A 13,671-nucleotide genomic window follows, 5' to 3' on the forward strand; every position below is an offset into this window, starting at 1 on the left:
AAGCATGATTGATGAAATTCATTCTAGAAAATACAGACCCTAAGAGCAAAGCGAGGACGGGAGTGGTCAAAACTGACCATGGCGATATCCAGACACCGATATTTATGCCAGTAGGTACCGCTGGATCGGTAAAGGCGGTTCATCAGCGGGAACTTACCTATGATGTCAAAGCCCAGATTATCCTAGGGAATACCTATCACCTGTACTTGCGCCCAGGCCTGGATGTGTTGGAAAAAGCAGGTGGCCTACATAAGTTTAACGGATGGAATAAGCCGATCCTCACTGATAGTGGTGGATATCAGGTGTTTTCACTTGCCGGCACACGGAAAATCACCGAGGAAGGAGTGCTGTTCAAATCGCATATTGATGGGTCTAAACATAAATTTACGCCTGAATATGTCATGGACATCCAGCGGAGCATTGGTGCGGATATTATCATGGCATTTGATGAGTGTACACCTTACCCCTGCGAATTTGGCTACGCCAGAAATTCCATGGAAATGACCCATCGCTGGCTGAAGCGGTGTATTGAACAAGTGGACAACACCTCTGGGAAATACGGATATAGCCAAGCGCTGTTCCCGATTGTGCAGGGAAGCGTTTACAAGGACCTGAGAAAACAGTCAGCCGAATTTGTGGCTTCTTGTGGTCGTGAAGGAAATGCCATCGGCGGGCTCTCCGTGGGTGAGCCAGCCGAAATGATGTACGAAATGACCGAGCTGGTGACTGATATCCTTCCAGGGGACAAGCCACGGTACCTTATGGGAGTGGGGACTCCTGCAAATATTCTGGAATGCATTGCCCTAGGAGTGGACATGTTTGACTGTGTGATGCCTACACGTAATGCACGGAATGGGATGCTTTTTACCTCTGAGGGAATCATGAACATGCGTAATGAGAAATGGAAGGATGACTTCTCACCGATTGACCCCAATATCAACAGTTACGTAAGCAGTTTCTATTCCAGGGCCTACCTTCGTCACCTCACCGTGAGCAAGGAGATTCTGGCTGCTCAGATTGCCAGTGTTCACAACCTTAGTTTTTACCTTTGGCTGGTGGCAGAGGCGAGGGAGAAAATCAAATCAGGGGAATTTGCCGCTTGGAAGGATGAGATGGTGAAAAAAGTAAGCACAAGGTTATGATAAAACTACTGGATAAACTGATCATTAAGGATTTCCTGAAGACCTACTTTTTTGTGGTCTTGATGCTGATCTTGATTGTATTGGTGTTGGATTTCACAGAGAAGAATGATGATTTTATCCGGAATGATGTGCCCACTGGCGAGATCGCCAAGTACATGTTTAACTATGGACTGTACCTGAACAACCTGCTAACGCCCATTACGGTGTTTATCTCCGTGATTTTTATTACTTCGCGTATGGCCGGTAGGACAGAGATCGTGGCGATATTGAGTAGCGGGGTGAGTTTTATGCGGATGTTAAGGCCTTTTTTGGTCGGGGCTTCCATGATTGCGTTGGCGAGTTTTCTCCTCAATGGCTGGGTGCTTCCAGGAGCCACCGCCGGGGTGTACAGTTTTAAAGTAGAATACCTAGAGGATGATGCTCAGTACAACTATCAGAATTTTCACGTTAAAGTAGCGCCTGATGTATATGCCTATATCAGCAAGTATTATACTGGCCCGAAAACAGGCTATACATTTACGCTGGAGCATATCGAAGACGGTAAACTAATATCCAAGCTTTCTGCTGATCGTATCGTCTGGGATACGGCTGTCAACGCTTGGGAGATGAGGAATTATAAAATCCGGACATTAGAGGATATGGGGGAAGCGTATCAAGTGGGAGAGGAGTTGGATACGGTACTTTCTATTACCCCAGCGGATTTTGACCTCCCGCCCAATCACCATGAAACCTTAAACTTGCCGGAATTGAGCAGGCAAATAAAAGTCTTGGAGGACCGTGGTGCCGATAATGTGAATTTCTATAAGATCGAGCGTTATGTGCGTTTTATGTCTCCATTTGCGGCCATTATTCTGACTTTTATTGGGGTGATTGTCTCTTCTAAGAAGACGCGTGGAGGATCAGGATTTAAGATAGCTATGGGCTTCTTATTGGCTTTTGTATATATCATTTTGTTTTTATTGTCCAGAACATTTGCAGAGGCGGGTACACCCTACCCGATACTGGCAGTCTGGTCACCCAATATCATTTTTGCGATTACGGGATTGATTATGTACAAAACGATTCCGAGATAGCCCTATGGCCAGCACCACTGCCAAAGATTATTTGATGCTTCACCTTACGGTGTTGATTTGGGGATTTACCGCTATTTTGGGGCTCTTGATCGTCATACCTGCCGTAGAAATCGTGTTTTATAGGACGCTTTTAGCTTCCTTGATTCTTGGCATTTTGTTTTTGATCCAAGGGAGAAAAGTGAGATTGCCATCGAAGGAACTGGCCAAAGTGCTGGGGACAGGGATGCTGATAGGGCTGCATTGGATCTTGTTTTTTGGTGCGGTAAGGGTGTCCACCGCTTCGGTCTGTCTGGCTGGTGTGGCCACTTGCTCCTTATGGACAGCATTCATTGAGCCTTGGGTAAACAAGACCAACATCAAATGGTATGAAGTGATGCTGGGAATAGTGGTCTTGGTGGGGCTGTATGTGATTTTTAGATTTGAGGTGGAGCACTGGAAGGGACTGGCCATGGCTGTTGGGGCTGCTTTTTTGGGAGCATGCTTCACGGTGAGCAACGGCCAGTTGACCAAAAAGCATTCTGCTTATGTGATTACGTTCTATGAAATGATGGGTGCCTGTTTGTTTTCGCTGTTATTTATGCCTGTTTATGTGAAGCTATGGGCCGGTGAAGAAGGTTTGCAGCTTATTCCAGCTCCCATGGATTGGTTTTGGCTTTTGCTGCTAGGCGGGGTGTGTACTGTTTATGCTTTTTCTGTTTCGGTGGAATTGATGAGGCGTTTGAGTGTTTTTGTGATTAACCTCACGGTAAATCTTGAGCCCGTTTATGGGATTGCTCTTGCGGTGCTGATTTTCGGAGAACAAGAAAAAATGACGCCAGGATTTTATATGGGCACACTGATCATATTGGCTTCAGTGATCATGTATCCTGTTTTTAATTTCCTATATAAAAGAAAAAAGAACAAGCAATTGTTAAGAATGCAGTGAGCCAGAGCAATGCTTTTGTAGGTGTTTTAATACGAACACTACAGTTTCCCAACAAAAGTAAAGTACCCCTCTGGCCATTTGCCCGGGTTGGTTTCTTCCTCAAAAAGCCCAAAGACAGTAGAACCAGAGCCCGACATGGCGGCATAAAAAGCACCCTTTTCGTAGAGCTTTTCTTTTATCTGTGTGATTTCTGGATGCTTTCCGAGTATGCTGGCTTCAAAATCATTGACCAACCGATCTTTCCATAGGCTGCGGTCAGCAATGGTCTCCCTGAGGTCAAATTCAGGGTGTTTGGGCGTTACGCCCGCATAGGCTTCCTTCGTGCCAATGTGGATGTTTGGGTTGATCAGGATGATATGGTAGCCTTTTAGATCGATGTTGATATCTTCCAATATTTCCCCTCTTCCTGTGGCGATCTTAGGGCTGTTTTCGATAAAAAACGGGCAATCGCTGCCGACCTGTGCGGCATAATCCTCCAAGAACCAGTTCTCCAAGTGGAGGTCAAACATGCTGTTCATCATGGTAAGTGCAAAAGCGGCATCAGCGGAGCCGCCTCCAAGGCCAGCGCCCATGGGGATGGCCTTGTGCAAATGAAAGTGTACATGGGGAAGATCATTAAAATCCTTCCTCATGAGCTTGAACGCTTTAAGGATAAGGTTGTCTTTTTCTTGGCCGGGGATAGGCAGACCGGTACTTTTGAAGCTGGTTTTATCGGCAAAAGTGATTTCCAAGGCGTCCTGAAGAGGGACAGGAACCATGCAAGTAGAGATGTCGTGGTAACCATCTTTTCGTTTTCCGGTGATGGATAAACCTAAGTTGATCTTGGCGTTTGGAAAATGTACCATGGCTTGATTGTTTTTTTATCTAGAATGGGTAAAGATAATAGCAGATGGAGAAAAAGTGTCAACAATAAGAAATAAAGCTCGTCAAAGTAGTTTAGGTAAATGTGTGTTCTGTCTAGAACAATAGATGTGAAACCATGAGAAAGTGCGTATTAATTTTTGCGAAATTTTTAAATTGTCATGAAAATGTTGGGGATTGATGTGAAAAAGGGGCTAAAAGTTGGTTTTACACCTCGATATTCGAGATTTTTTTAACAAAAATTTAATTTTTTTGGAAATCAGAAGAAAATTTCGAAAATTGAAAAAATATTTTTCTAAAAAAGCATAAAAAAGCGCATTACATAAAAAATTGGCCTAAAACTAAAGTGTTTTATTAGGTACGCAATAGTTTAATTTTTAATTCATTTTAAAAAAAGAAATAAAATATTGTAAGTCTCAAAATAGGGTTTTACTTTTGTTAAGCAATTAGAAAAAACGAAGATAAGATACCACTAAACACAAAAAACATGTTAAGAGTAGTCAGCGTCATTAACCTCATTGTCATTCTCATTTTCAACTGTAAATGAGGCGCTAGACTATTGTAAAACATCCATAAAACAATAAAGTGCCTCATATCGTGAGGCACTTTTTTTTATAAAGGAATAACAGAAGATCGTATATATAATGAGTAATTCTAAGAAATATAGTTGGGAAATCAGTGATAATGAGGAGAATCCGGCAGCCATGGCCATGTTATATGCCACGGGCATCACTGATAAAAAGATGAAGCAACCCTTTGTGGGGGTAGCAAGTTGTGGCTATGAAAGTAACCCGTGCAACATGCACTTGAACAGTTTTGCGGAGGATATCAAAGCATCCACAAATGAAGCAGACCTTTCAGGCTTTATTTTTAACACAATAGGTATTTCCGATGGTCAGTCCATGGGAACATCCGGGATGCAATACAGCCTTCCCTCCAGAGAGGTGATAGCAGACTCGATCGAGTCATTCATCTTGGGACATTCTTTTGACGGTGTGGTGACCATTCCTGGATGTGATAAGAACATGCCGGGTGTGGTGATGGGAATGCTTCGCGTAAACCGTCCGGGGATCATGGTCTTTGGCGGGACGATCAGGTCTGGAAACTATAAAGGGGAGAAACTGAACATTGTTTCGGCTTTTGAAGCATACGGTAAGCGGATCAATGGCCAGATTTCCGATGAGGATTATATGGGTGTGATCAAGAATGCCTGCCCAGGTGCTGGCGCATGTGGCGGCATGTACACTGCCAATACCATGTCCTCAGCGATTGAAGCCATGGGGCTGTCCCTGCCTTTCAGCTCATCCTATCCAGCTACTTCCAAAGAAAAGAGAGAAGAATGTAAGAATATAGGCAAATACATCAAGCAGCTATTGGCTTTGGATATCAAACCAAAAGATATCATCACCAAAAAGAGCCTTGAGAATGCCGTGAGAGTTACCGTAGCGCTTGGTGGTAGTACCAATGCTGCACTCCATATTCTGGCGATAGCCAGAACAGCAGAAATTGATTTTACCCTTGAGGACTTTAAGCGAATCAATGCTGAGACACCTGTGTTGGGGGACTTCAAGCCAAGTGGTAAATTCATGATGGAGGATCTTTACGAAATGGGCGGTTTGCCTGCATTCTTGAAGTACTTCCTGAACGAAGGATTGCTTCACGGCGATTGCTTGACCGTTACCGGTAAAACATTGGCCGAGAACCTTGCTGACATAGAGCCGGTAAATCCGTCCAAGGAAAGTGTGATCCACCCGCTGGACAATCCCATCAAAGAATCAGGGCATTTGTGCGTACTTCATGGTAACTTAGCTCCTGAAGGTGCCGTGGCCAAGATTTCCGGTAAAGAAGGAAAGTCCTTCACGGGAACCGCCAAGGTATTTGATGATGAGCCTTCTGCAAATGCAGCCATGAAAAACAAGGAAATCCAAAAAGGTGATGTGGTGGTCATTCGCTATGTCGGACCAAAAGGTGGACCTGGAATGCCAGAAATGTTGAAACCTACTTCCATTATTATCGGTGCAGGCCTAGGTTCGGATGTGGCGCTGATCACAGATGGTAGGTTCTCTGGAGGTACCCATGGTTTTGTAGTAGGACACGTAACGCCCGAGGCGTATGTGGGCGGCCCAATAGGCTTGATCCAGAATGGAGACAAGATTACTATTGATGCCGGAACGATGGAGATCAGGGTGGACGTAAGCGAAGCTGAATTTGCAGAGCGTAAGAAAAACTGGAAAAATAAAGACTTGAGCCATCTTCAAGGCACGTTAAAGAAATATGTCCAATTGGTGTCTACCGCATCTGAGGGTTGTGTTACTGACAAGCAGTGAGACAATAGACCAACCAAGATGAGACCTAAACCTCAAATATAATTTAGTTACACATGAAATCAAGCATGACGTCAACGACACGTAGAGAGGTGACATTATCATGGGAGATGCCATGTGATCTTTACAAATCAATTATAAACACATGAAAGATTCGAGAATCAGAGGAGCTGAGATCGTGATCAAATCCCTGGTAGCTGAAAATTGCGATTACATTTTCGGATACCCAGGAGGTGCTATCATGCCTGTGTATGATGCACTCTATGATTACGCGGACCAAATCAAACATGTACTGACGAGACATGAACAGGGAGCAATCCACGCTGCACAGGGGTATGCACGCGTCTCCGGAAAAGTCGGTGTATGCATGGCTACTTCTGGGCCTGGTGCGACTAACCTGATCACAGGTATAGCCGACGCCCAGATTGATAGCACTCCTCTGGTCTGCATCACTGGCCAAGTAGCCTCGCCGCTGTTAGGTACAGATGCTTTCCAAGAAACCGATGTAGTGGGTTTTTCTATGCCGGGGACCAAGTGGAACATCCAAGTAAGAAAAGCAGCGGATATAGCCCCAGCCATTGCAAAAGGCTTTCATATAGCGAGGTCGGGAAGACCGGGGCCTGTACTGATAGATATTACCAAGGATGCCCAGAATGAATTGTCAGAGTTTAATTATGTACCTTGCTTGGGCATCAGATCTTACCGTCCATATCCTATAGTGAAGGACAGTGAAATCACCGCAGCCGCTGAAGTCATCAATGCCGCCAAAAAACCTTATGTGCTTTTTGGGCAAGGTGTTGTAATCGGTAATGCTGAGGAAGAATTCAAGGCCTTTTTGGACAAGACAGGAATCCCCGCAGCTTGTACCTTGTTAGGGTCAGGAGCACTTTCTGAGGACCATCCACAATATGTAGGTAAGCTCGGAATGCACGGTAACTATGCTCCCAATCTGCTGACCAACCAATGTGACGTACTGATCGCGGTGGGGATGCGTTTTGATGATCGGGTGACCGGTGACCTGAAGCGATATGCCAAGCAGGCCAAAGTGGTCCACCTAGAGCTTGACAATGCAGAGATCGATAAAAACGTGAAGTGTGCAGTGTCTGTACTGGGGGATTGCAAAGAAAGTCTTCCAATGCTGACCGAAAAAGTCAACGAAGGAAAGCACGATGAGTGGTTGGCAGCGTTCAGGACATTGGAAGAAAAAGAGAAAAGTGCAGTGGTATCCCTTGACTTGCTTCCTACCAAAATCGGCCTGACTATGGGGGAAGTAATTCGATATATCAATGACTATAAGAAAGATGACGCTGTATTGGTCACCGATGTAGGACAGCACCAGATGATAGCATGGAGATATTTTAAATATAAAACTACCAGGACACAAGTGACTTCCGGTGGTCTGGGGACCATGGGCTTTAGCTTGCCTGCTGCCCTCGGAGCACAGTTGGCGGATCTAAGTCGACAAGTGGTCTGTGTGGTGGGTGATGGTGGTATCCAGATGACCATTCAGGAGCTGGGTACCATTATGCAGACCAAAGCACCGGTAAAAGTAGTCTTGTTGAACAATGACTTCCTCGGGATGGTACGGCAGTGGCAGCAGCTGTTCTTTGATAAGCGGTATTCGTTCACAGAACTGGACAATCCTGATTTTGTCAAAATTGCTGAAGCCTATAATATGAAGGCCACCAAGGTGACCGAAAGGGAAAATCTAAGTGATACAGTGGCAGAGATGATGATCCATGAAGGTCCTTATTTTCTTGAGGTAGTGGTAGAAAAAGAGGATAATGTATTCCCAATGATTCCGACAGGATGTTCTGTAGAGGAAGTCAGACTGAGCTAAGTGGTCATGACAGGCCTCCCGGATTCCGGGTGCCTGAATGGAGGATAGTCCAAAAACACCAGTTACTTGATACTAGATACTAGATACTAAATTATGAATCGATATACCGTATCCCTTTTTACCGAAAATTTCATTGGTATCCTGAATAGAGTTACCTTGATCTTTACCAGAAGGGGAGTGAATATAGATGCCCTTACCGCTTCGGAGAGTAAGGAAGATGGTGTGCACAGGATCACCATTGAGGTGACCACCACAGAAGATCAGGTCCTCCAGATCGTCAAGCAAACCGAGAAGATCATAGATGTGATCAAGTCGTTTTATTATAAAGATGACGAAGTGGTGTACCAGGAAATTGCCCTGTACAAAATACCGATCAGCAGTCTTGACCCGGGATTGGAGAAAGTGATCAGGCAATACAATGCCCGGATCATATCCGCCGAGAAAGAGTTTGTAGTGATCGAAATGACCGGTCATAAAGAAGACACCAAGGCCTTACTGGAGATTTTGAAGGATTTTAACATCCTCGAATTTGCCAGATCAGGTAGAGTGGCCGTGGCCAAACCAATGGGAACAATTGAACAATATTTGAATAATTAAATTTAGAAACAATGAAACTGAAATTCGGAACAGTTGAAGAAGATGTAGTAACAAGAGAAGAATTCCCTCTTGAGAAAGCCAGAGAAGTACTTAAAGACGAGGTGATTGCCGTACTTGGTTATGGTGTGCAAGGCCCAGGTCAAGCCCTGAACCTTAAGGACAACGGTTTTAATGTCATCGTCGGACAGCGTAAAAACTCCAAAACATGGGACAAGGCTGTCGCTGATGGCTGGGTTCCTGGCGAGACACTTTTTGAGCTTGAAGAAGCTTGTGAAAAAGGCACTATCCTTCAGTTCTTACTTTCTGATGCAGGTCAAATTGCATTGTGGCCAACTGTTAAGAAGCACCTTACTCCAGGGAAAGCCCTTTACTTCTCCCACGGATTTGGGGTGACATACAATGACCAGACAGGTATCGTGCCACCAGAAGACGTGGACGTGATCTTGGTAGCACCTAAAGGTTCTGGTACTTCCTTGAGAAGAATGTTTGTAGAAGGTAGAGGATTGAATTCTTCTTTTGCCATCTATCAGGATGCCACTGGCAAAGCACGAGAAAAAGTCATTGCGCTTGGTATCGGTGTAGGTTCAGGATATTTGTTTGAGACTGACTTCTACAGAGAAGTTACTTCTGACCTTACTGGCGAAAGAGGTACCTTGATGGGAGCTATCCAAGGGATTTTTGCTGCCCAGTACGAAGTGTTGAGGGAAAATGGTCACTCTCCATCTGAAGCATTTAACGAAACAGTGGAAGAATTGACGCAAAGCTTGATGCCACTTGTAGCCGAAAACGGCATGGATTGGATGTATGCCAACTGTTCTACTACTGCCCAAAGAGGTGCCCTTGACTGGTGGAAGCCTTTCAGAGATGCTTCCAAGCCAGTATTTGAGCAACTTTACAAAAGCGTAAAAGATGGCAAAGAAGCTGCTAAATCCATCGAGTCAAACAGTAAAGCAGACTACAGAGAGAAACTGGAAGAAGAACTCAGCGAATTGAGGGATTCTGAAATGTGGAAGGCCGGCGCTACTGTACGTCAGCTGAGACCAGAGAATAACTAATTTTAACTTGACGGAAAGTCTAACACTGGGAATTAAAATAAACTCCTATTGTGTTATGAATTATAGACTTTCCCAAAAGTGTACTTTTGGGAGGAATAGGTAAAAATTGGAGATGTTTTGTACCTGTTCCTCCCGAACTTTATGACGATTGACAACAGAAGCGATGGAAAAGAAAACATTATTTGACAAAGTATGGGACGAACACGTAGTCAAATCCGTTCCGGGTGGGCCTGATGTGTTTTTCATAGATAAGCATTTTATCCATGAAGTCACCAGTCCTGTGGCATTCCTAAACCTTGAAAACCGAGGTAACAACGTGCTCTTTCCTGAGCGCACGGTAGCCACTCCTGATCACAACGTACCGACCATCGATCAGGACAAAACCATTAAAGATAAGCTTTCCCGCATGCAGGTGGAAAAGCTACGCGAAAATTGTAGCAAATACGGAATTGAACTGCACGACCTGGGGACAAACCACCATGGTATCGTGCACGTTATTGGTCCAGAATTGGGGATTACCCAGCCGGGTATGACCATTGTGTGTGGAGATAGCCATACGTCTACGCACGGTGCTTTCGGGGCGATAGCCTTTGGGATAGGTACCAGTGAGGTGGAAATGGTGTTTGCTTCACAATGCATCATGCAGTCCAAGCCCAAGCGTATGCGGATTACCGTAAACGGTGAGCTTGGCAAGGGAGTGACCTCTAAAGATATTATCCTTTACATCATCTCAAAAATCTCTGCCAGCGGTGGTACGGGATATTTTATAGAATACGCAGGTTCGGCCATTCAAAGCCTCAGCATGGAAGCGAGAATGACCATCTGTAACATGAGTATCGAGATGGGTGCAAGGGGTGGACTGATCGCTCCGGATGAGGTAACTTTTAACTACCTTAAAGGAAAAGAGCATGCACCTAAAGGAGAAGATTGGGATAAGGCCTTAGCCTACTGGAAATCCCTGAAAACCGACGAGGGTGCTGAATTTGATTTGGAATATACCTATGATGCCGAGGACATCGAGCCGATGATCACTTATGGTACCAACCCTGGTATGGGCATCAAGATCAAAGATATCATTCCTACCACAGACGGTATGGAAGGCAGCAACAAAAAGACCTACCTGAAGTCATTGGATTACATGGGCTTTCAGCCTGGTGAGCCCATCAAAGGTAAAAAGATTGATTATGTCTTCGTGGGAAGCTGTACCAATGGCCGAATCGAAGATATCCGTGCAGTAGCGGAATTTGTGAAAGGAAAGAGAAAGGCGGACAATATCACAGCGTGGATCGTACCAGGATCTAGAGAGGTGGAAAACCAAGCCATTGAAGAAGGGCTGGTAACTATCCTTGAGGAAGCTGGTTTTAAATTGCGACAGCCTGGATGTTCTGCTTGTCTGGCCATGAACGACGACAAGATTCCTGCTGGTAAATACGCTGTATCTACCTCCAACAGGAACTTTGAAGGTCGTCAGGGACCAGGAGCAAGGACCTTGCTGGCGTCACCATTGACTGTAGCGGCTGTGGCCATTACCGGTGAAGTGGCAGATCCTCGTGAAGTTTAATTAAAAAATCGATCTAAAAATGGCTTACGATAAGTTCAATTTATTAAAAAGTACAGTGGTTCCGTTGCCTACCGAAAATGTGGATACGGACCAGATCATCCCTGCAAGGTTTTTGAAAGCTACCGAAAGGAAAGGTTTCGGAGAAAGCTTGTTCATGGATTGGAGATATGACAGTGATGGGAAGCCCAAAGCTGATTTTGTGCTGAATGACCCTACTTACTCCGGTAAAGTATTGGTAGCTGGCAAAAACTTTGGTTCAGGATCCAGCCGTGAGCATGCTGCTTGGGCGATATATGATTATGGATTTAGATGTGTGGTGTCCAGCTTCTTTGCGGATATCTTTAAAAACAACGCCCTGAATGTTGGTATTCTGCCAGTGACAATTACTCCAGCGTTTTTGGATGAGATTTTTGCGGAAGTGGAGAAAGATGCTTCTACGGAAGTGGAGATAGATATCGCCAAACAGACCATCACTCTTCTTAGTACCGGAAGTTCAGAATCTTTTGATATCAATTCTTACAAGAAACAAAACATGCAAAATGGTTTTGATGATATCGATTACTTGCTGAACATGAAAGATCAGATCGTTGAATTCGAAAAAACGAGAAAATAATAAGTCTAGCAATGTTTATTCAAGCCATGGTAACGTTTACCTTGGCTTGAATACCTTATTCGTCTAGCTATACTTGATTCCTCAATACTAGCTACTATTACATTATGCGTCTTGATAAGAAAATAGAAATCATGGATACCACGCTGCGGGATGGTGAACAGACCTCAGGCGTGTCCTTTTTGCCTTCTGAAAAACTCCAGATAGCTAAACTGCTGCTGGAGGAGCTGAAGGTGGACAGGATAGAGGTGGCATCCGCAAGGGTTTCTGAAGGAGAGCTTGAAGGGGTAAAGAAAATTACGCATTGGGCTGCTGAGAGAGGGTACTTGGACAAGGTAGAAGTGTTGGGTTTTGTGGACACGCCGGCATCGGTGGATTGGCTGACAGAAGCAGGTGCCAAAGTCCTTAACCTCTTGACCAAAGGTTCTCTCAATCACCTCACCCACCAGCTTAAGAAAACTCCAGAGGAGCATTTTGCCGATATCCAAAAGTGCATTGCTTATGCCAACGAGAAGGATATCGCTGTGAATGTCTACTTGGAAGACTGGAGTAGCGGAATGCGCCACTCCAGAGAATATACCTTAAAACTGATTGCATTTTTAGCAGGGCAAAAGGTAGAGAGGGTGATGCTACCGGATACATTGGGGATTTTGAAGCCTGCGGAAGTAGCGGAATTTGTGGGATTGGTAAGCAGTTCTTTTCCTGATGTGCACTTTGACTTTCATGCACATAATGACTATGACCTGTCTGTGGCCAATGTCATGGAGGCCATTACCAATGGGGCTTCTGGCGTCCATACGACTATAAATGGCCTTGGAGAGCGGGCAGGGAATGCTCCACTGGAGAGTATTGTAGCCACTATTACTGATTTTACAGGTGTAAAGCTGAATGTCCAAGAAAATAAAATCTACCGTATCAGTAAGTTGGTAGAGCAGTTTTCGGGACTTCATATTCCTTCCAATAAGCCGGTAGTGGGAGAAAATGTATTCACCCAGACCGCAGGAATACATGCCGATGGGGACAATAAGAAGAATCTTTATTTTAACGATCTCTTACCAGAACGTTTTGGCCGGACCAGAAAGTACGCCTTGGGCAAGACTTCGGGCAAGGCCAATATCCTCAAAAACCTGATGGAGCTGGGTATCGAACTGGAGCCGGAAGAGCTGAGCAAAGTCACCCAAAAGATCATCGAGCTGGGAGATCGTAAGGAACGAGTGACCACGGAGGACCTTCCTTATATCATTTCTGATGTGCTTCAGAACAACTCCATCAAGAAGGACATTAGCATAGAAGGGTACCACATGACGCATTCCAAAGGGCTTAAGCCCACGGTACAGCTGAAATTGAAATTTTATGACGAATTCTATGAGGCTCATGCTTCAGGCAATGGGCAGTTTGACTCATTTATGCTGGCCCTGCAAAGTATCTACAAGTCGCTCAATAAAAAACTTCCCAAGTTGACTGATTTTAGCGTAAGTATACCTCCAGGTGGCAAAACTGATGCCTTTGTGGAAACCGTTATCACCTGGGACTACGGAAGGATCATCAAGACCAAAGGACTGGACAGCGACCAGACTGTGGCTGCCATGATGGCCACAGAAAAAATGCTCAATATCATCGAACAAATCAATACAGGAAATCGAGCAAGACAAGAGCATCTCACGAAGGCTTGATTATCAAGCA

The 13,671-nt window shown here is 44.8% G+C and carries 11 protein-coding genes; 10 read left to right on the forward strand and 1 reads right to left on the reverse strand.

The window, feature by feature from the left end:
* The first annotated feature begins 11 nt into the window (after positions 1–11).
* Genes tgt through DN752_RS15910 form a run of 3 tightly spaced genes read left to right on the forward strand, consistent with a single transcriptional unit; the run spans position 12 to position 3,140 of the window.
* Positions 12–1,142 (forward strand): tRNA guanosine(34) transglycosylase Tgt, encoded by a 1,131-nt coding sequence (tgt, locus tag DN752_RS15900; RefSeq protein WP_112784861.1) that lies wholly within the window; start codon positions 12–14, stop codon positions 1,140–1,142.
* On the forward strand, positions 1,142–2,215 hold the full coding sequence (locus tag DN752_RS15905) for an LptF/LptG family permease (protein WP_211324247.1): 1,074 nt from the start codon (positions 1,142–1,144) through the stop codon (positions 2,213–2,215). Before tgt ends, DN752_RS15905 begins: the two co-directional genes overlap by 1 nt.
* A gap of 4 nt (positions 2,216–2,219) precedes the next feature.
* On the forward strand, positions 2,220–3,140 hold the full coding sequence (locus tag DN752_RS15910; RefSeq protein ID WP_112784863.1) for a DMT family transporter: 921 nt from the start codon (positions 2,220–2,222) through the stop codon (positions 3,138–3,140).
* Positions 3,141–3,178: 38 nt separating this feature from the next.
* Here the strand turns inward: DN752_RS15910 and ispE are convergent, their stop codons facing one another.
* Complete coding sequence (gene ispE, locus DN752_RS15915; RefSeq protein ID WP_112784864.1) at positions 3,179–3,985, reverse strand: 4-(cytidine 5'-diphospho)-2-C-methyl-D-erythritol kinase; 807 nt, start codon at positions 3,983–3,985, stop codon at positions 3,179–3,181.
* 660 nt (positions 3,986–4,645) lie between these two features.
* Between ispE and ilvD the strand changes: the two genes are divergently transcribed.
* From ilvD to DN752_RS15950, 7 genes are all read left to right on the forward strand, one after another.
* Positions 4,646–6,328 (forward strand): dihydroxy-acid dehydratase, encoded by a 1,683-nt coding sequence (ilvD, locus tag DN752_RS15920; RefSeq protein ID WP_112784865.1) that lies wholly within the window; start codon positions 4,646–4,648, stop codon positions 6,326–6,328.
* A 142-nt stretch (positions 6,329–6,470) separates the two neighbouring features.
* Entirely contained in the window at positions 6,471–8,165 is a 1,695-nt protein-coding gene (gene ilvB, locus DN752_RS15925; RefSeq protein ID WP_112784866.1) for a biosynthetic-type acetolactate synthase large subunit, read from the forward strand.
* A 93-nt stretch (positions 8,166–8,258) separates the two neighbouring features.
* On the forward strand, positions 8,259–8,762 hold the full coding sequence (ilvN, locus tag DN752_RS15930) for an acetolactate synthase small subunit (protein ID WP_112784867.1): 504 nt from the start codon (positions 8,259–8,261) through the stop codon (positions 8,760–8,762).
* Between the two features lie 11 nt (positions 8,763–8,773).
* On the forward strand, positions 8,774–9,817 hold the full coding sequence (ilvC, locus tag DN752_RS15935; RefSeq protein WP_112784868.1) for a ketol-acid reductoisomerase: 1,044 nt from the start codon (positions 8,774–8,776) through the stop codon (positions 9,815–9,817).
* 163 nt (positions 9,818–9,980) lie between these two features.
* Positions 9,981–11,378 (forward strand): 3-isopropylmalate dehydratase large subunit, encoded by a 1,398-nt coding sequence (leuC, locus tag DN752_RS15940; protein WP_112784869.1) that lies wholly within the window; start codon positions 9,981–9,983, stop codon positions 11,376–11,378.
* Positions 11,379–11,397: 19 nt separating this feature from the next.
* Positions 11,398–11,991, forward strand: a complete 594-nt coding sequence (leuD, locus tag DN752_RS15945; protein WP_112784870.1) for a 3-isopropylmalate dehydratase small subunit — start codon at positions 11,398–11,400, stop codon at positions 11,989–11,991.
* A 104-nt stretch (positions 11,992–12,095) separates the two neighbouring features.
* On the forward strand, positions 12,096–13,661 hold the full coding sequence (locus DN752_RS15950; RefSeq protein WP_112784871.1) for an alpha-isopropylmalate synthase regulatory domain-containing protein: 1,566 nt from the start codon (positions 12,096–12,098) through the stop codon (positions 13,659–13,661).
* The last annotated feature ends 10 nt before the right edge of the window (positions 13,662–13,671 follow it).

It is taken from the genome of Echinicola strongylocentroti, assembly GCF_003260975.1.
In the GTDB taxonomy this organism is placed as follows: Bacteria; Bacteroidota; Bacteroidia; order Cytophagales; family Cyclobacteriaceae; genus Echinicola; species Echinicola strongylocentroti.

Excerpts from the sequence above, each read along its gene's own strand:
- tgt (WP_112784861.1), top strand. The coding sequence starts at position 12 with ATGAAATTCATTCTAGAAAATACAGACCCTAAGAGCAAAGCGAGGACG.
- DN752_RS15910 (WP_112784863.1), top strand. The coding sequence starts at position 2,220 with ATGGCCAGCACCACTGCCAAAGATTATTTGATGCTTCACCTTACGGTG.
- ispE (WP_112784864.1), bottom strand. The coding sequence starts at position 3,985 with ATGGTACATTTTCCAAACGCCAAGATCAACTTAGGTTTATCCATCACC.
- ilvD (WP_112784865.1), top strand. The coding sequence starts at position 4,646 with ATGAGTAATTCTAAGAAATATAGTTGGGAAATCAGTGATAATGAGGAG.
- ilvB (WP_112784866.1), top strand. The coding sequence starts at position 6,471 with ATGAAAGATTCGAGAATCAGAGGAGCTGAGATCGTGATCAAATCCCTG.
- ilvN (WP_112784867.1), top strand. The coding sequence starts at position 8,259 with ATGAATCGATATACCGTATCCCTTTTTACCGAAAATTTCATTGGTATC.
- ilvC (WP_112784868.1), top strand. The coding sequence starts at position 8,774 with ATGAAACTGAAATTCGGAACAGTTGAAGAAGATGTAGTAACAAGAGAA.
- leuC (WP_112784869.1), top strand. The coding sequence starts at position 9,981 with ATGGAAAAGAAAACATTATTTGACAAAGTATGGGACGAACACGTAGTC.
- leuD (WP_112784870.1), top strand. The coding sequence starts at position 11,398 with ATGGCTTACGATAAGTTCAATTTATTAAAAAGTACAGTGGTTCCGTTG.
- DN752_RS15950 (WP_112784871.1), top strand. The coding sequence starts at position 12,096 with ATGCGTCTTGATAAGAAAATAGAAATCATGGATACCACGCTGCGGGAT.